The 17,367-nt window shown below is 66.6% G+C and carries 21 protein-coding genes; 8 read left to right on the top strand and 13 right to left on the bottom strand.

The features are described from left to right. Positions 1 to 38 precede the first annotated feature (38 nt). On the bottom strand, positions 39 to 395 hold the full coding sequence (locus tag ATJ93_RS13580) for a hypothetical protein (protein WP_120245141.1): 357 nt from the start codon (positions 393 to 395) through the stop codon (positions 39 to 41). Positions 396 to 570: 175 nt separating this feature from the next. Between ATJ93_RS13580 and ATJ93_RS13575 the strand changes: the two genes are divergently transcribed. After that, positions 571 to 2,103 (top strand): carboxypeptidase M32, encoded by a 1,533-nt coding sequence (locus ATJ93_RS13575; protein WP_120245140.1) that lies wholly within the window; start codon positions 571 to 573, stop codon positions 2,101 to 2,103. 93 nt (positions 2,104 to 2,196) lie between these two features. Here ATJ93_RS13575 and ATJ93_RS13570 read toward each other — a convergent pair whose 3' ends face one another. Continuing rightward, positions 2,197 to 2,487 carry a hypothetical protein gene (locus ATJ93_RS13570; RefSeq protein ID WP_120245139.1) on the bottom strand — a complete coding sequence of 97 codons (291 nt, stop codon included), beginning with the start codon at positions 2,485 to 2,487 and terminating at the stop codon, positions 2,197 to 2,199. 116 nt (positions 2,488 to 2,603) lie between these two features. Between ATJ93_RS13570 and ATJ93_RS13565 the strand changes: the two genes are divergently transcribed. The 4 genes from ATJ93_RS13565 to ATJ93_RS13550 all read left to right on the top strand — a co-directional run bounded on the left by ATJ93_RS13565 (position 2,604) and on the right by ATJ93_RS13550 (position 5,640). Further along, entirely contained in the window at positions 2,604 to 3,350 is a 747-nt protein-coding gene (locus ATJ93_RS13565; protein ID WP_120245138.1) for an SDR family oxidoreductase, read from the top strand. An 89-nt stretch (positions 3,351 to 3,439) separates the two neighbouring features. Beyond that, positions 3,440 to 4,042, top strand: a complete 603-nt coding sequence (locus ATJ93_RS13560) for a hypothetical protein (RefSeq protein WP_120245137.1) — start codon at positions 3,440 to 3,442, stop codon at positions 4,040 to 4,042. 63 nt (positions 4,043 to 4,105) lie between these two features. Next, a complete protein-coding gene (locus ATJ93_RS13555) occupies positions 4,106 to 5,095 on the top strand; it encodes a cobalamin-binding protein (protein WP_120245136.1) in 990 nt (329 codons plus the stop codon). A 50-nt stretch (positions 5,096 to 5,145) separates the two neighbouring features. Continuing rightward, positions 5,146 to 5,640 carry a desampylase gene (locus ATJ93_RS13550; RefSeq protein ID WP_120245284.1) on the top strand — a complete coding sequence of 165 codons (495 nt, stop codon included), beginning with the start codon at positions 5,146 to 5,148 and terminating at the stop codon, positions 5,638 to 5,640. 113 nt (positions 5,641 to 5,753) lie between these two features. Here the strand turns inward: ATJ93_RS13550 and ATJ93_RS13545 are convergent, their stop codons facing one another. The 3 genes from ATJ93_RS13545 to ATJ93_RS13535 form a co-directional block, all read right to left on the bottom strand. Next, positions 5,754 to 5,960: a hypothetical protein gene (locus ATJ93_RS13545; protein ID WP_120245283.1), complete on the bottom strand. Its 207-nt coding sequence runs from the start codon at positions 5,958 to 5,960 to the stop codon at positions 5,754 to 5,756. A 118-nt stretch (positions 5,961 to 6,078) separates the two neighbouring features. Beyond that, positions 6,079 to 6,579 (bottom strand): hypothetical protein, encoded by a 501-nt coding sequence (locus tag ATJ93_RS13540; protein WP_120245135.1) that lies wholly within the window; start codon positions 6,577 to 6,579, stop codon positions 6,079 to 6,081. Positions 6,580 to 6,687: 108 nt separating this feature from the next. Next, entirely contained in the window at positions 6,688 to 8,199 is a 1,512-nt protein-coding gene (locus tag ATJ93_RS13535) for a sulfatase-like hydrolase/transferase (protein WP_120245134.1), read from the bottom strand. A 196-nt stretch (positions 8,200 to 8,395) separates the two neighbouring features. On the opposite strand from ATJ93_RS13535, the gene ATJ93_RS13530 reads away from it, so the two are divergent. Next, entirely contained in the window at positions 8,396 to 8,596 is a 201-nt protein-coding gene (locus ATJ93_RS13530; RefSeq protein ID WP_147376656.1) for a hypothetical protein, read from the top strand. A gap of 143 nt (positions 8,597 to 8,739) precedes the next feature. On the opposite strand, the gene ATJ93_RS13525 is transcribed toward ATJ93_RS13530, so the two are convergent. The 5 genes from ATJ93_RS13525 to ATJ93_RS13505 all read right to left on the bottom strand — a co-directional run bounded on the left by ATJ93_RS13525 (position 8,740) and on the right by ATJ93_RS13505 (position 12,302). Further along, a complete protein-coding gene (locus tag ATJ93_RS13525; RefSeq protein ID WP_120245132.1) occupies positions 8,740 to 9,273 on the bottom strand; it encodes a DoxX family protein in 534 nt (177 codons plus the stop codon). A gap of 145 nt (positions 9,274 to 9,418) precedes the next feature. Beyond that, complete coding sequence (gene hisS / locus ATJ93_RS13520) at positions 9,419 to 10,717, bottom strand: histidine--tRNA ligase (protein ID WP_120245131.1); 1,299 nt, start codon at positions 10,715 to 10,717, stop codon at positions 9,419 to 9,421. An 82-nt stretch (positions 10,718 to 10,799) separates the two neighbouring features. Beyond that, the gene (locus ATJ93_RS13515) at positions 10,800 to 11,399 is read right to left on the bottom strand and encodes a DUF7411 family protein (protein ID WP_120245130.1); all 600 of its coding nucleotides are present in this window, start codon (positions 11,397 to 11,399) and stop codon (positions 10,800 to 10,802) included. Beyond that, on the bottom strand, positions 11,399 to 11,749 hold the full coding sequence (locus ATJ93_RS13510) for a DNA-binding protein (RefSeq protein WP_013880964.1): 351 nt from the start codon (positions 11,747 to 11,749) through the stop codon (positions 11,399 to 11,401). The genes ATJ93_RS13515 and ATJ93_RS13510 overlap by 1 nt, the downstream gene beginning before the upstream one ends. Positions 11,750 to 11,846: 97 nt before the next feature. Beyond that, on the bottom strand, positions 11,847 to 12,302 hold the full coding sequence (locus ATJ93_RS13505) for a 30S ribosomal protein S19e (protein WP_120245129.1): 456 nt from the start codon (positions 12,300 to 12,302) through the stop codon (positions 11,847 to 11,849). Between the two features lie 132 nt (positions 12,303 to 12,434). On the opposite strand from ATJ93_RS13505, the gene thiL reads away from it, so the two are divergent. Then, entirely contained in the window at positions 12,435 to 13,337 is a 903-nt protein-coding gene (thiL, locus tag ATJ93_RS13500; RefSeq protein WP_120245128.1) for a thiamine-phosphate kinase, read from the top strand. 42 nt (positions 13,338 to 13,379) lie between these two features. Here thiL and ATJ93_RS13495 read toward each other — a convergent pair whose 3' ends face one another. From ATJ93_RS13495 to ATJ93_RS13485, 3 genes are all read right to left on the bottom strand, one after another. After that, positions 13,380 to 14,534, bottom strand: coding sequence for a site-2 protease family protein (locus ATJ93_RS13495; protein ID WP_120245127.1), 1,155 nt, complete (start codon positions 14,532 to 14,534; stop codon positions 13,380 to 13,382). A 326-nt stretch (positions 14,535 to 14,860) separates the two neighbouring features. Further along, a complete protein-coding gene (locus tag ATJ93_RS13490; protein WP_120245126.1) occupies positions 14,861 to 15,106 on the bottom strand; it encodes a DUF7123 family protein in 246 nt (81 codons plus the stop codon). Positions 15,107 to 15,356: 250 nt separating this feature from the next. Further along, the gene (locus tag ATJ93_RS13485; protein WP_120245282.1) at positions 15,357 to 16,190 is read right to left on the bottom strand and encodes a molybdopterin synthase; all 834 of its coding nucleotides are present in this window, start codon (positions 16,188 to 16,190) and stop codon (positions 15,357 to 15,359) included. Between the two features lie 132 nt (positions 16,191 to 16,322). Between ATJ93_RS13485 and ATJ93_RS13480 the strand changes: the two genes are divergently transcribed. Beyond that, entirely contained in the window at positions 16,323 to 17,351 is a 1,029-nt protein-coding gene (locus ATJ93_RS13480; protein WP_120245125.1) for a CapA family protein, read from the top strand. The last annotated feature ends 16 nt before the right edge of the window (positions 17,352 to 17,367 follow it).

Genomic DNA, 17,367 nt, shown 5'->3' with positions numbered 1-17,367 from the left:
ACGCTCTGGGTCTGACTGCAGCCAACGCCGCTCGCTCCTTAGAGGCCCGGCACGCCGACCGCGTTGAATCCGGTGATGCCCAGCGCCGCGAGGACGTACAGCGCCACCAGCACGGTTACCCACGCGACCAAGCCGATCATCGCCGCGGCGGTCCAGCCGGCGGGGTATCGGAGATTGATCACCGCGATGTACGCGAGCAGCGCCAGAATCGGCCCCAACAGCGGAATCCAGCCGATGAAGAAGCCGACGAGCGCCCAGACGATCGCCCCGATCAACGCGGTAACGATCGCGTGGTCGTAGTCCGCTGCGCCGACGATGACGCGCGCGCCGACGTAGATGCCGAGCGCCCCGATGAGGAGGCTGGCGATGAAGACGACGGCTGATGCGAGGACCATACGTATGCGCGTCGATTCGTCAGCGAGGACGAACAGTTCACGGCTTGCACGTTCCGCTGTGATTTTACGCGACGGCTCGGCTGCCGGCTACGGTCGGTGAACACGGCCGGCTCGAGCCCCCTCGAAACTGCCCGGAACCACGAGGTTGATACCGGTTCCTCGTGTACCACCGGCCATGGCAACCGATCAGGCCCGGAGCGAGAGCGAGGGGACTGACACCTTCGACGAGTTCGAATCGCGCGTCCAGCGCATCTCAAACGTCGGCAACGCCGCCGGCATCCTGCGCTGGGATCAGGAAGTCGTCATGCCCGACGAGGGGACGCCGGCCCGCGCACAGCAGCTCTCGACGCTGTCCTCGATCAGCCACGAACTGCTGACCGCCGACGAGACCGGCCAGTTGCTCGAGGAACTGGAGTCTGCGGACCTCTCCGAGGAACGGGCGGCGGTCGTCCGCGAGATCCGCCGCCAGTACGACCGCAAGACCAGCGTCCCGCAGGAACTGGTCGAGGAAATCTCCGAGACGACGGCCAACGCCCACCCCAAGTGGAAGCAAGCCAAGGAGGAAGACGACTTCGAGACGTTCGCGCCCGTTCTCGAGAAACTGGTCGAACTCAAGCGCGAGTACGCCGAACACGTCGATCCCGACGCCGACCCCTACGAGGTCCTGTTCGCCGAGTACGAACCCTACATCGACCTCGAGACCGCAGAACGAGTGCTCGAGAACCTGCGCGACGAACTCGTCCCGCTGATCGAGGCGATCGACGAGAGCGACGCCGACTTGACGACCGACGCCTTCGCCGGCGAGTTCGACGACGACGATCAGGAGGCGCTGGCACGGGACGTGCTGGACTCGCTGGGCTACGACTGGGATCGCGGCCGCCTCGATACGGCGCCGCACCCGTTCTCCTCGGGCACGCAGTTCGACGCCCGCGTGACCACCCGCTTCGAGGAGGACGACCTGCTGGGCTCGATCACCTCGACGATCCACGAGTTCGGCCACGCAAACTACACCCTCGGGCTCCCCGACGAGGGCTACGGCACCCCGCTGGGCGAGGCGCGGGACCTCTCGGTTCACGAGTCCCAGTCCCGGCTCTGGGAGAACCACGTCGGCCGTTCCCGGCCCTTCTGGGAGCACTTCCTGCCGATCGCCCGCGAACGGTTCCCCGAACTCGAGGACGTCACGCCCGAGGAGGCCTACGAGGCCGCCAATCAGGTCTACGACGATAACCTGATTCGCGTCGAGGCGGACGAACTCACCTACCACCTCCACATCGTCATCCGGTTCGAGATCGAACGCGACCTCATCTCGGGCGATCTCGAGGTCGAGGACGTCCCCGAGGCCTGGAACGACAAGTACGAGGAGTACCTGGGCGTCCGCCCGGAGACCGACGCGGAGGGCTGTCTGCAGGACATCCACTGGTCGCACGGCTCCTTCGGCTACTTCCCGACCTACTCGCTGGGCTCGGTGCTGGCCGCGCAACTCTACGCCGCCGCCGAGGACGAACTCGGCGACCTCGACGACGACGTCCGCGAGGCCGACTTCGACGCGCTCAACGGCTGGCTCCGCGAGAACATCCACCAGCACGGCAAACAGTACGAGACCCAGGAGCTAATCCGGCAGGCGACCGGCGAGGAACTCACGGCCGATCACTTCCTCGAGTACGTCGAAGGGAAGTACGGCGACCTGTACGCCCTCGAGGGCTACTGATCGGACTGCGGGTCCGACACCGGAAGCGCCACTGGAACTGCAACCGATTTTCTGACGCGTCCTCGTCGGTGGACACCGCCCGAGTCGGGTCGCTTACGAGGTGTCGTCGGCCTCCAACTCTAACGCCGACTCCGACTCTGGAAGCGGCTCGACGCGAAAGACGTAGTCCGGGTACGCGCCGTCGAGGTTCGTCGGATGCTCTTCGGCGGCGTGGTCGTGACAGAGCGCCGCCTCGGCCTCGACCGCGCCCTTCCCGGTCTCTTCCTGGTACCGCTCGAGAGCGACGAACGCCGCCGGCTCGTCGCAGTTGCGGCGGTGACACGGACGGGTCGTTCCGTCGTCGGCGTCTGGGTCGGGATCGGGATCGGTATCAGTATCGGCCATACGCTCGATAGGCCGTCAGGACGTAATAGCCCGGGGGTGGCAGCGGATGGCTACGGCGCGAGCGGGCGGGGTAGGACGGGGAAACACCGAACCCCCTCGAGGTAGACGGATCGCCTATGGCACACAGCGACCGACTCGAGGACGACGTTGCGATCGTCACCGGCGCGAGTTCCGGCATCGGCGAGGCGACCTGCCGCGCGTTCGCGGCCGCCGGCGCCGACGTCGTCCTCGCGTCCAGAAGCGAGGAACCGCTGCGCGAGATCGCCGAGGATCTCAAGGCCGAGCACGGCGCCGAGACGCTGGTCGTTCCGACGAACGTCCGCGGGGAGGACGACGTCGACGCGCTGATCGACGAGACCGTCGACGCGTTCGGCGGGATCGACGTGCTGGTGAACAACGCGGGATTATCGCGAGGTAGCGACGTCGAGGACCTCTCGACCGAGGCGTACGAGACGATGCAGGAGACCAACGTCGACGGCGTCTTCTACGCCACGCGGGCGGCGATCCCCCACGTCCGCAAGCGAAACGGCCACCTGATCTTCGTCGGCAGCTTCGCGGGCCAGTATCCCCGGTCGTTCAACCCCGTCTACGCGGCCTCGAAGTGGTGGGTCCGCGGGTTCGCCAAGAGCGTCGCGGCGCAGGTCGGCGACGAGGGCGTCGGCGTCACGGTCGTCAACCCCGCGGAGGTCCGATCGGAGTTCGAGACCACCGACGGGTCGACGTTCGCGGAGGTGTTCGACGAGGACGAGGCGAGCGACCCCGCGGAGGTTGCGGACGCCATCCGATTCGCCGCGAGTCAGGATCACTCGAGCATCAGCGAGATCGACATCAACCGGCGGGACAAGTTCGCGGACGGGTTCTGAGCGGTACGCGGTCCCGCGCTCGAGCCTATAAGTGCCGGCCGGCGACTGCCGGCGAGACACTCTCACCCGGTGAGTCCCTCGACTCGAGTATGCGCGTTTCAGTACCGGGACTGCCGGGCGTCTACTACGACACGGACGCGGGAACGACGGCGCTGACGACCGTCTTCTCCGTCGCGGGCCGCAAAGCACCGAAGCCGAAGGGGTACGCGCTGCAGGCGCTGCCCTACCTCTGGTCGTTCGAGATCGACCTGCAGGAGGTGCCCAACGACCACCCGCTCCAGTACCTCCACCCGGAGGGCGCTCGCAGTCTCAACGCCCTCTCGCCCGAGGACGTCCCCAGAACCCAACAGGGACTTCGGACCGCCGGCACCGAACTCGAGGCGGTTTTCCGGTTCGTCTGGGAGGTCAACCGCGAGGTCGAGTCGGCGGCCAACCGAATGCTCGGCACCTCCCCCGACGACGACGGCGTCGTCATCGAAATCGAAGACGGCGCGGTCAACGTCGGCGGCGAGGAACTCGAGACCGACGAGTTCGATCTCGACGAGGACGCAGGCGGGTCCGCGCTCGAGGCCGACTCATCCGACTCAACCGACGAGTTCGGATTCGACGAAACGGATGCGACCGACGACGTCGGCGGTGCTGACGAGTCCGACGCCGACGCGAACGGGTACGACACCGGCGACGAACTGTAATTCTCTCCCTGATCGGGCCGCTCGAGGCGGCCGTTTTTCACCGTTCGCCGCGTAGCCGTTCCCATGCGAATCGTCACGACGCTCCCCTCGGCGACCGAGATCGTCGCCGCGCTCGGTCTCGAGCCCGTCGGGGTCTCCCACGAGTGCGACTACCCGCCCGACGCCGCGTCGGCACCCGCCATCACCCGCTCCCGGATCGACGCCGACGGCTCGAGTAGCGAGATCGACGAACAAGTGCTCGAGGCGACCGCCGACGAGGGAACCGACGGCGTCTACGACGTCGACGTCGAGACGCTCGAGGAACTCGATCCGGATCTGATCGTCACGCAGGGCATCTGTGACGTCTGCGCGGTCGACGAGGTGATCGTCGCCGACGCCGTCGAACAAATCTCGGCCGATCCGGAGATTCTGACGACCGATCCGCACAGCGTCGACGACGTTCTCGAGGACATCGAGCGGATCGGGCGCGCGACGGGCCGGGAGGAGCGCGCTCGCGAGGTTCGGGCCGACCTCGAGGCCAGGATCGACCGCGTCCGGGAGCAGACCGTTGACCTCGCGCCGGAGGACCGTCCTCGAGTAGCCGTTTTCGACTGGACCGACCCCGCGATGATCGCGGGCCACTGGACGGCCGAACTGGTCGAATGGGCCGGCGGCGAGTACGGGTTGGCCGACGTCGGGGAGCGATCGCGCCCCCGCGAGTGGGACGCGATTCGGGAGTACGATCCCGAACTGATCGTCGTCGCCCCCTGCGGGTTCGACCTCGAGCAGACCGCGGCCAACCGGACCGACCTCACCCAGCGCGAGGGCTGGACGGACCTGACGGCCGTCGAGGAGGGCCGCGTCTGGGCGATGGACGGCCACCACTACCTCAACCGGCCCGGCCCTCGGCTCGTGGACACGCTCGAGACGCTCGCGCCGATCGTCCAGCCGGACCTGTTCGATCGGTCGGTCGTCCCGTCCGACGCCGAAACCGGTCGGATGGCAGTGCCGTTCGACGAACTCGAGGCGTACACCGGCGCCGATACCGACGCCGACGCTCGCGTAGAACCGTGACGTCCGACCCCGACCCCGACCCCGACGCCGCGGCCGCCGGTACCGACGCCGTGCCCGACGACGATCCCGAACTGGTCGTCCCCGAAGCCGTGCGCGACGCCGTTCTCGAGCGCGTCCGCGACGGCAGCCCGCACGAGATCTGTGGCGTGTTCGGCGGCGACTTCGATCCCCGGCGGAGCCGCGTGCGATCCCAGTATCCCGCGGAAAACGTCGCCGAGACGCCGCGAACGCGGTACCGAATCGATCCCGAGGAGCAACTCGCGATCTTCGAACGACTCGAGGACCGCGGCGAGGAGATCGTCGGCTTTTACCACTCCCACCCCCAGGGGCCGCCGCGCCCCAGCGCGACCGATGCCGCGCAGGCGACCTGGCCCGATCGATCGTACCTGATCGTCTCGCTCGAGCCGTTCGCGGTCGGCTCGTGGCGCTGGCGCTCGGGGGAGTCGGGAGGCGGCGAGAGCGACGGTACAGACAGTAACGAAACTGAAGCCGACTCGAGCGACGGCGGACGGTTCGAACGCGAACGAGTGCGGATCGTCGAGTGATCGACGCTAACTGAATTGCGCAGAGAAACGAACTCCCTTACCGAGTTACCGCGACCGACGAACGCTCCAGCGACGGCTCTCGATCCCCGTTGACGGGCGCGTTGACCGCGCTCTTACTCGGGTTCCGGATCGACCGACGGCGGCACCTCGACGGCGACGATCTCGTGGCCCGTCTCTCGGTGGTGGACGTTGCCGAGCCGCGTCGCTTCCTCCCGCCCGTCCGTCGACCGTTCGAACGAGCAGGACTCGCACTTCACGAGGAACTGCTTCGTCTCGTCCCCGGTTTCGCCCTGTTCGAGCGCCGGGTCGTCGCTGGACATGCACCACTGTTCATCGCTCCCGCGTATGAGCGTGATCCCAAAATGATAGGGTGTGACGGTGCGATCGGTTCGCCGACGCCGGGCGAGTCGACGACCGCCGGCGTCGGCTCGATTGTCGTTACGCGTCGCCGTTCGGTTCGGCGTCGGCGCTGCCATCGGCGCCGTCTTCGTCCGCGTTCTCGAGATCGGCCGCTCGCTGTCGGGCCTGCGCAGCCTGCTGGCGGAACGCGTCGATCTCGTCCTGGAGCTTCTTCCCGACGAGGTACTTGAAGTCGTCCGGCATCAGCCCGCGCTGGACATCGATCGTGACCATGGCGTCGCAGCCCTCGACGATCTCGGGAGCCCAACTGCCTTCCGCGAGCTTGCTCTCGTCGGTGACGACCGCCTCGCCGTCCTCGACGTCGATGAAGGCGGTGACGGTGTTCCAGATGTTCGGATTGCTCGTCGTCGCCTCGTCGAACAGCCCTTCGAGGCGCGTCTGCCTGAGCGGCTCGTCCCGCAACTCCGCGACGAGACCCTCGAGTCCTTCGGCGATGGTTTCGTACTCCGCGGCCTCCTCGCGGAGGTCCTCGGGATCGGGCGCCGCGTTCGAGCCGCGACGCGGGTTGCTCCCGCTCATTGCGCATCCCCCGTCCGCTCGAGTGCGGTGGCGTCGACGGTACGAATCATGTTCGGCAGTAGCCGCTTGGGCACCGTAAACGTACGCTTCCGCGCTCCGGTTCGCCCGTCAGTCCTCGCTCCGTGATGCGCGCTCGAGCACGTTCGGTACCCACCCCTGGTTCGGGTCGTCGGTGCGTTCCATCCACTCGATGAGTCGCTCGCGCAACTCGCGGCGCACGTCCGCGTACGCGGGATGGTCGATCAGGTTCTGCAGTTCCGCCGGATCGGCCTCGAGATCGTACACTTCGTCGACGTCAGGGCCGTTGTAGACGTACTTGTACCGCTCGGTGCGGACCATCCGCTGGGTGTAGAGCCCGAACTCGTCGCCGTGGTACTGGGCGAACGTCGACTCGGGCCAGTCAGTGGACGCTGCCGCAGGGTCGCCGCCGTTCTCGAGCAGCGGCACGAGGGTCCGCGCGTCGAACGCCTCTGGGACCTCGACGCTGCCCATCTCGAGGAACGTCGCAGCCAGATCGTGCAGGTGGACGGGCGCCTCGCAGACCGACCCCGGCTCCGCGACCCCGGGCCAGCGGATCTGCAGCGGAATCCGGTAGGTGTCGTCGTACATCAGCGGTCCCTTGTTGAACTGCCGGTGGTTGCCGATGAAGTCGCCGTGGTCTGCGGCGTGGACGACGGCCGTCTCATCCGCGAGGCCGTGCTCCTCGAGCGCCTCGAGGATCCGCTCGAGTTGGTCGTCGATCAGGGAGACGAACCCCCAGTATTTCGCGGTCGCTTCGGCCCAGTGGTCCCACTCGAGGCCGTCAGCGCCCCGGTAGTGGAGGTAGTTCTCGTGGACCTGCGGTTTGCCGTCGAAGGTTTCGGCGTAGCTTTCGGGCGGCTCGATCTCGTCGGGATCGTACATCGAGGCGTACGGCTCGGGGACGACGTAGGGGTGGTGGGGGCCGTAGAAGTCCGCGCGGTGAAAGAAGGGGCCGTCGCGGTCGTCCTCACCTTCACCCGCCGCGTGGCGCTCGATCGCGTCGATCGTCCGCTCGGCGAGGAAGTACGAGCGGGTCTCCTCGACGTCGATCGGCGTCGTCGCGGCGACGAACGTCCCCTCGCTGCCGTCGCGGGGATCGTCACCCGTGTACAGCTCCTCCTCGAGATCGACCTCGCCGACCGGGACGCCCCGCTGCTCGCGGTACTCGCGGAAGGCGTCGTCGATGTCGTCGTGGTGTTTGTCGCTGCCGCCGAGATACGAGAAGCCGAAATCCTCGGGCGTCTGGTCGCGGCCGACGTGCCACTTGCCGGTGTAACTGCAGTCGTAGCCGCTCTCCGCGAGCAGTTCGGAGAAGGTCGTCATCTCGGACGGCAGATTCGGCTGGATCGCGTCGGCCTCGTGGCTATTGTTGAGCATCCCGTGGCCGTGCGGGAACCGGCCGGTCATGAGCGACGCCCGCGCGCTCGTGCAGATGCTGATCGGCGTCGTCGCTCGCTCGAAACGCATCCCCTCGCTCGACAGGCGATCCATCGTCGGCGTCTCGACTGGCGGGCCGTCGGGGGCGCTGCAGTCGTACCGCTCCTGATCGGTGAGGACGAACAGCACGTTCGGACGGGGAGGAGTATCGCCGTCGGCCATCGGGTGAGGTACACCGGCGTCGAAGTTAACGATAGGCCCTGCGGCGCCCTCATGCTTGGGCCGGTCATCTCGAGACGCTCCGTCGGTCGCCCGGTCGTCGATTTCGACCGCCTCGAGTCGATGTCGGATTCCGGAACTATTAATCGGCAATATGTCGATCCGATCGATGATAGTCGCCGGACGACAGTCACGTATCGTGACCCGTGCCTACTGCGAAACCTGCGACTGGTCGTACGAGATCGACGACCGCGACGAGCGGCCCGTGCTCGATCGGGCGATGATCGAGCACCACGCCGAGACCGGTCACTCGGTCGTGGCCGCGGACGCGTCCGCTCGTGCCGCGAACGAACGAGCGGCGCAGGACGATCGGACAACGGACCGAAAACGAAATTGCTGACGCGAAATCAGTGTCGACGTCGCCGGCCACGACGACCGGTTCCGTCGTGACGTCGTGACGTCGTGACGTCGTGACCGGCGTGGGAGGCCGGCCGTCATCGACCGTTCAGTACCGACTCCAATTTTGGTGCCGTCCCCGGCTGGTTAGCCGAGGAGGTAGCGCAGCCACGGCCGTTGTTTCACGAACTCGGTGTCCTCGAGGTAGGCGTCCACGCCGAGGAGCCGGCCCGCGGCGAAGACGCCGACGAGCACGAACATGAGGAGCCCGAGCAGGTCCCCGTTGACGTAGCCGTGCGCCCAGTCGGCGTTGCCCAGGTAGAACAACGTCATCAGGACGCCGCCGAAGAAGGCGGCCAAGCGCACGAGCGCCCCGAGGATGAGCCCCAGTCCGATGAGGAACTCGCCGAGGGGGATCATCACGTTCGTGAACTCGAGCAGCCACGGCGTGCCAGCGACGAGTTCAAACAGCGGCGCGATCGGCGTTTCGGCGTTCGCGAGGTAGCCGGCCGCGTCGAACGGCTCGCCCGCGACGAACGCGAACTTCGTCCACCCGGCGTGGAGGAACCAGTAGCCGACCACGAGTCGGATCAGTACCAACGTGTACCCCGCCACGCCGTCGGCGTACTCGAACTCCTGCCGTCTGCCGAGCCACTTGATGGTGGCTTCGTTAGTCGCCATTGGGGTTCACCTCACAGTAGCACGTTGGCGCTAATCGGGGTTAAGAGCGCTCGTAGTTCCCGTTGTTCGGGAATCCGACTGGAAGAGTCCCAATCGATAGAGGTGTTTTATAAGCAGCGTTGAAAGTCGTCCAGTTGATCCTCGTTCAGACGAAGTCGTCGTACGTCGGTCGCTCGTGGCTGCCGGGGAACTCGTCGACCGGAACCTGCGTCTGGTCGCCCGATTCCATGTCCTTGATCGTCACCTCGTCGTTCTCCAGATCCTGCTCGCCGGCGATGACGACCGTCTCGGCGTTGATCGAGTCGGCGTAGTTCAACTGCGAGCCGAACGAGCGGCCGGCGACGTCGGTCTCGACGACGTGGCCGCGCTCGCGCAGGGCCCGCGAGATGCGGGCCGCTTCCGGGCGCGTGTCCCCGATCTGGAGGACGTAGTAGTCGGTCGTCACTTCCTCTTCAGGCCAGACGCCCGCCCGCTGGCAGAGCAGCGACAGCGTCGCGTGGCCGGGCGCGACGCCGACCGCGGGCGTCGGCTGGCCGCCGAACTGCTCGATCAGGTCGTCGTAGCGGCCGCCGCCGAAGATCGACCGCGAGACCTCGCCGGCGGAGTCGAAACACTCGAAGACGACGCCCGTGTAGTAGTCCAGCCCGCGGGCCGTCTCGAGTGAGATCGTACAGTAGTCGCGGGCGCCGAAGTCCTCTGCCGCGTCGAGCACGTTCTGGAGGTTGTCGACGGCCGCGGTGACGCGCTCGGTGTCGGCGAAGGCCTTGACCTCCTCCAAGTCGCCGCCGGCGATCAGGTCGTCGAACTCGGCGGCCTGGTCGTAGTCGAGGCCGGCCTCGACGAGCAGGTCGTGGTACTCGGCCGTCGAGAGTTTGCCCGACTTGTCGACCGCGCGGATGGCGTCGTCGACGTCGACATCGGCGTCGTAGGTCTCGAGGACGCCCCCGAGGATGTCGCGGTGGGAGATCCGGAACTCGAAGTGATCGCCGGTGAGGCCGAGGTTCGTCAGGGCGTCGGCGGCCCACGCGAGAATTTCGGCGTCGGCTTCGGGCTCCGAGGAGCCGAAGATGTCGACGTTGGTCTGGTAGAACTCGCGCTGGCGGCCCTGCTGAACCTGCTCGTAGCGCCAGAACGGCCGCGTCGAGAACCACTTGATCGGCTTCGAGAGTTCCTGTTGCTTGGCGACGACCATCCGGGCGACCGTCGGCGTGAGTTCGGGCGTGAGCGTCACGTGGCGACCGCCCTGATCCTCGAAGGAGTACAGTTCGTCGACGATGTCGTCGCCGCTCTTGTCGGTCCACATCTCGGCGCGCTCTAGGGCGGGCGTCCCGATCTCCCGGAAGCCGTACCGCCGGGCGGTGTCCTCCAGCGTGTCGATGGTCTCGCGCCTGGCGGCCATCTCGCCGGGGTAGAAATCGCGAAAGCCCTTGATCCCGTCGTACATGGCAGTTGGTTCGCCGACGGCGAACTTCTATCCTTTCATCGTCGACGGCGGTCTCCCTCGAGCGGCGATCAGCTGCCGCCAGTTACCGACGAACGCCGGTCACGTACGTCTGCTCGTGATCTGGGAAGACGTCGCCGACCGCGGCGGGCCCCTCCCGCTCGGCGATCAGCGTCCGCAGTTCGGCCTCGTAGTCCGCCCGGCTGATCTCCTCGCTCGGGCCGACCGTCACCTCGAGGGTCGCGTCGACGAGCCGATCGACCGCGCCGCGGCCGAACCCCGAGAGCGGCGAGACGTAGTCGACGCCGTGGCGATCCTCGAGGCTCTGGGCCTGGGCGCGCGAAATCGTCGGCACGCGGTCGTCCCGGCGGGTGCCGTCGGCGACGGCGTCGAACCCTGACTCCGCGGCCGCAAGCCGCTCGAGCGCGTGTTCGTGGACCCGCTGGATGCCGTTTCGCGGGAAGCCGTCCTCGAGCATGACGTCGACGGCCTCGCGGGCGACGTCGGGATCGAGCTCGAGCCGCTCGAACTCGAAGCCGAGCGAGTCGGCGGTCTCGCGGGCGTGTTGCCAGTCGTCGCTGATGCCGAAGTGACCCGTGACGAGGGTGACGTCGTAAAACTCCTCGAGGAGAAGCGCCGCGAGCGTCGAGTCCTTGCCCGCGCTGTAGAGCAGTCCGAGCTCCATCAGCGTCGCTGGATGTCGAAGCTCTTGGAGTCGGGTTTCAGCTCCTTCAGCAGCTGTTTCATCTTGTCGTCGTCGATCTTGCCCTGAATGCGGCCGCTGCGGGCCAGCGTAATGACCTGTCGCTCGACTTGCTCGCCGAACTGCGGCTTGCTCATCTTGACCGTGTTGAGCCGCTTGCGGGCGTCGTCGGTCAAGTGCTTGCGCAGCACCGCCTTCTTCTGGGCTTCGGCCTGCTGCTGTGCGGCCTCCTGGGCCTCCCCGCCCTGTTGCGATTCGGCCCGCTCCTGTAGCTCCTCCATCTTCTGCTCTCGCAGTTCCTCGAGTCGGTCGTCGTCTGGGCGTTCGCTCATGTCCGCACTTTACGTTGCAGGCGGGAAAATGATTACGGACGACGGTCGCCAGAGCGGCCGCTGAGGGGGTAGCTCGCGCGAAAAGTCGGCAATCGGCTTACGCGTAGCGCTCGAGTTCCGGTCGGTCGAGGTCCTCGAGAACGTTGCCGGCGGTGTCGTCGAGGAGACTCTGGCCCTCGGGCGTGACGCGGCGCCCTTCACCTTCGGCCGTCTCGACGAGGTCTTCCTCCTCGAGCTGCTGGAGGATCGTCCGGATCAGGTTCCGCGAGCCGTCGGCGCGCTTGTCCGGCGCGACGCGGTAGCGGTTCGAGCCGGGCTTACCGCCGCCGTACTCGGTCGCGAGTCGTTCGACACCGACCGGACCGCGGTCGGCGACCTTGCGCAGGAGGCTGGCCGCGCGGGTCGCCCAGAAGTCCTCCTGTTCGGGGGGCAGTTCGCGGTCGACGCCGGTCTTTGCGAACTGCGCCCAGTCGGGTTCGTCGAGCCGTTCCTCGAGGTCCTCGGCGAGCGCCTCGATGAGGGCGTCCGCCGGAACGTCGTACATCGTAGCCATTGGGCTGTGGTTTCCGTCCGCGGCATTTAAGACCATCGTATCGCGGCGCTCGGCGGCCCCACCTCGCCCCGCTCCGCGCACACTGTCACCGCATCCCGGACCGTTTTTCGTCCTCGAGTATGAACGGGGAGTATGGACGAACGCGCCGCACTGGCGCTGCTGGAGGGGGAACTCGCGGCCGCCGGCGACGACGCGGCAGCCATCGACGGACTGGTCGTGACCACGGACATGCTCCACGAGCGGACGGACTTTCCCGACGGCACCACGCGGTACACGGCCGGCTGGCGGGCCGTCGGCGCGTCGCTGTCGGACGTTGCGGCGATGGGCGCCGATGCCACGGCCGCCGTCGCCGCCTACGCCGTGCCCGAGTTCGACCGCGACGAACTGCTCGCGTTCGTGCGCGGCGCGCGGGACGTCTGCGAGCGCGTCGACGCCGAGTACGTCGGCGGCGACCTCGACGAGCACGCCGAGTTTACGGTGGCGACGACGGCCATCGGGCGGACGGACGATCCGGTCGAACGGAGTGGGGCAGAGTCCGGTGACCTCGTCTGTGTCACCGGGACGCTCGGCCGAAGCGCCGCCGGCCTCGAGCTGTTCCGCCGCGCCGACCGCGAGGACGATGCCGCCCAGCGCGAACGCGCGAACGAATTGTTCCGATTCGGGCCTCGCGTGCAGGCCGGCCGCGCCTTCGCATCGCATGCGACGGCGATGATGGACTCGAGCGACGGGCTCGCCCGCTCGCTGCACCAACTGGCGGAGGCCAGCGACTGCGGCTTCGCGATCGACTCGGACGCGGTTCCGATCGCGGACGCGGTGCGAGACATTGCGGACGGCGAGCGCGAGGCCCTCGAGTACGCGACGACCTTCGGCGAGGACTTCGAACTCGTCGCGACGATTCCCGAAGATGCGCTCGAGGCCGTTCGGTCGGAGACGAGTGTTGCTATCTCGGTGATCGGCTCCGTTGTCGATCCCGAGGACGGGATTACCCTCGACGGAGAGCCGCTCGCTGACCGGGGCTACACGCACGGCGAATAGCGGACGGCAACTGTACTCGCTCGAGAAACCCCGTCCGACTCGCTACTCGATGATGGCGATCGGGACCGCCATGAAACACAACAGTCCGAGGCCGAACGTGACCAGCCCGAGGACGAACCGCCAGCCGCCCAGCGACTCGTCGCGGATGGGATGTGCTGGCCCGACCGACGCCAGCACCGCGGTAAAGACGCCCCAGAACGCCCAGATCGCGACCGAGTTGCCGCTGTAATCGAGGATGTAGTAGAGGTACGCTGCCAGGCCGAAGAGGACACCCGGCACGAGCGCCGCGATCGATTCCTGGTACTCGCCGGCCATCGCCCGGAGGATGTGACCGCCGTCGAGTTGCCCGACCGGGATCAGGTTGAGGAACGTAATGAACATCCCGACCCAGCCGCCGATGACGACCGGGTTCACCGCCGTCGCCGGATCGTCTCGGTACAGCGGCTGATCGAACGCCGCGGCCAGCCACTCGAGCAGCGCCGGATACCCCAGTTGGATCTGAATGGCGTTGGGATCCTGGACCACCGTCTCGGGGGCGGTCACGGGGGGTAAGTGAAGGCCGATGACGGTGACGACCACCGTCGCGACGAGGCCGGCCAGCGGGCCGGCGACGCCGATGTCGAACAGCGCCTTCCGGTTCGGGATCCGGCCTTTCATCTTGATGACCGCGCCCATCGTCCCGATGAGCGTCGGGATCGGGATGAAATACGGGAGGGAGGCGTCGACGTTGTGGTAGCGACTCATCACGTAGTGGCCCATCTCGTGGATACCCAGCACGCCCAGAATCGAGACGGTGAACGGCCAGGCCTTCCAGATCTCGCCCGGATTGGCGATCGGATCGATGTGGTACCACATCGACCCGGCGAACAGCGTCGAGATGACCGTCAGGCCGAGCAGGACGAGGTTCGTCCAGGGAACCCCGTCGATGCCGATGTTCGTCGGTTCGGCGACGAGGACGTACTCGCCGTGGCGGGTCGTCAACTCGAGGTCGTATCCCGAATCCCTGAACACCGGCCACAGCTCTCGAACGAGCTGTTCGGGCGGTTTCAGCGGATCACCGTAGTAAATCAGTTGCTCGTCTTCGACCCGCGTCTCGTAGATCGCGAACACTGACTCGATTCGTTCGCGCGGTGGGCCGTCCTCGAGCAGCCCGGTCGCCTCGGTCGGCTTCAACCCGGACGCGTCGCCGTCGTCCATCACTCGTGGTTCGTCATCGGTTCGTATAAATCGACTGCCTCGGAGAACCCGGTCGGCGTCGTCCGGTGTCCGATACGATCGACTCGTATTCGGTCCGAGCGCTGGTCGGATGAATCGGCTGCAAAAAACGGATCGCGGGAACCGATCGAGCGGGGCTCGATCAGAGCGGGTGTGCCGGATGGCGTCGACGACGCGCCGGCACGTGGAGTGTATGGCGTGTGTGCGTGGTGTGTCGCGTGGCGCAGCGATCCACGTACGTGAGGTGGGTCAGGGGGCGGAGCGTGTCGGTAGGGTGGCAGTCGGTGCGTACGTCGATGGCATCGGCATTACGCCGTCTCGACGCGCCAGGTCGTCGCGCTCGTGTACGACCACTTCTCGACCTCGAGGTCGGTGGCCGATTCCGAGAGCTTGACCATCAGCGCGCCGATCTCTTTCGGGGACATACCGACCTCGTCTGCGATGAACTTGCCTTTGAAGTACAGCTCTCCGTCTTCTGCGCGTTCGCGCAGGTAGCGTTTGAGGCGGCGTTCTTTGCTTTCCGTGGAGGGTTGGGCTGTCGTGCTCATCGACATCAACGCCTTATGGAGGGAATATGTTATAAAGGGCGGATGATTAGCGAATTTTCGATTGCCTTCAGCGATCTGGGGTGTAAGCAACGTTTTATTCTCATTTACGATACGTTTTACTGCCGGCTTAGAAAGCTCGAGAAATTTTATAACCGCTTCTAACTCATTATCGCTGCGGCCTCGTTATCGATTGATTAAGAATCGCCTTCTCGCGTCAGTCATTAATTTCTATATAAATACCCATTAATATATCGTCTCAGGATCGGTCGTGCACCCAAAACTCGTCCTCGACTGTAACCTCTTTCTTGAACAGTGGGACTTCGTCCTTCAACCGATTGATCCCGTCTTCGACGGTCCGAAACGCCTCCTCACGGTGGCCTGCGAGCACGACGACGTAGACGATGTCCTCGCCGTCCTCCACGACGCCCGTTCGGTGGTAGAGTTCCACCTCGAGCACGCCGTCGCGGGCCTCGAGTTCCGATTCGATGGCGGCCATCCGCTGGTCGGCCACGCCTTCGTACTTCTCGAACTCGAGGTACTGGGTGCGCGCGTCGTCCTCGTCGTCTTTCGCGCGGACGCGGCCGGTGAAGGTCGCGATCGCACCCGACCGATCTGCCTTCGGGGACCGTTTCACGTCGGCGACGATCGACTCGAGGGTGCGGTGGGGTTCGGCGGCCTCGAGGTCGTCGACGAGGCTGCCGTCGATGTCCGTGGGCGCGTCGATGGCCCCGATGACGTCGCCTGCGGTTTCGGGAACGTCTGCGTCGTCGCCGACGACCAGCGCCGGATACCGCAGGTCCGAGACGCCGACGACGACGGCGTACTCGCAGTCGGTCGCCAGTTGATCGAGCGCGCCCTGTACTGACAGCCCCGTTCCGGTCGCGGTCCAATCGCCGTCGGCGCCGAGTTCGTAGGTGACGTCGCCGCCGATCGCCGTCTCTCGCGCGGCGTGGGTGCCGTCGGCGATCGTCGCGTCGTATCTGACGACGCCGACTCGCCCGCGCGCGGAGAGTTGATCGACCACTCGGTCGACGACCCGCTCGAGGGTCCCGTCGTCCGCCCCGCGGTCGAGAATGCCGAGTACGTGCATACCCGAAATATGGACGGGTCGGGGTTTGTAGCTGTCGCTGACGAACGGATATCGAGCCGGCCGAGAGCGATCCGAGTCGGACGAGGTGAAACGGTCCCCGACCGTTTTGCGCACGGCTCGCGAACCGTCGATATGGCCGACGGCGATCACGAACGCACCGTCCGAATCGGGTTCACCGGCGACGTGATGCTCGGTCGCCTCGTCGACGATCGCCAGCAACACCGCTCGATCGACGCGGTGTGGGGGACCGTCCACGAGCGGCTGCAAGCGCTCGATGCGCTCGTGATCAACCTCGAGTGCGTCCTCTCGACGCGGGGCCGAAAGTGGTCTCGTACGCGCAGGCCGTTTCACTTCCGCGCGGATCCGAACTGGGCGGTGCCCGCCCTCGAGGCGGCCGGCGTCGATATCTGCGCGCTCGCGAACAACCACGTGCTCGACTACGAGGACGTCGCGCTGCGGGACACCCTCGAGCGGTTAGACGAGGCCGGAATCGACCACGCGGGCGCGGGGGATACGATCGACGACGCGCTCGAGCCGGCGGTTCGACGCGTTGGCGGTGAGGAGGAGGCGCTCGACGTCGCCGTCGTTTCGCTGACCGACAACACGCCGGAGTACGCGGCCGACGAGACGTCTCCCGGAACTGCGCGGATCGAAATCGACGTCGACGACGCGGCGACCGTCGAGCGGACTCGGGAGGCACTCGAGCGCGCGCGAGCGACCGATCCGGACCTGCTCGTCGCGTCCCTCCACTGGGGCCCGAACATGGTCGCGGAGCCGCCGCCGGCGTTTCGGGAGTTCGGTCGCTGGCTGGTCGATCAGGGCGTCGACGTCGTCCACGGCCACAGCGCCCACGTCTTTCAGGGGATCGAAGTGCACGACGGCTGTCCGATCCTGTACGACACCGGCGATTTCGTCGACGACTACGCGGTCGACGACGAGTTGCGAAACGATCGGAGCTTTCTCTTCGTGCTCTCGGTGACCCCGGATGGGGACCCGACCGAACTGCGACTTTATCCGACGGAGATCGACAACTGCGCCGTCCACGAGGCGACCGCCGACGCGGCTTCGTGGTCCCGAGAACGGATGCGTGAACTATCCGAGCCCTTCGGCTCCGAGTTCGAGCGCGATGGCGAAACACTGGTCCTGTCGCTCGAGTCGTAGCCGCCTCGAGTCGACC

Source organism: Halopiger aswanensis (assembly GCF_003610195.1).
GTDB lineage: Archaea > Halobacteriota > Halobacteria > Halobacteriales > Natrialbaceae > Halopiger > Halopiger aswanensis.
The sequence above is the reverse complement of the archived record's forward strand: the minus strand, read 5'-3'. Positions and strand labels throughout refer to the sequence as shown.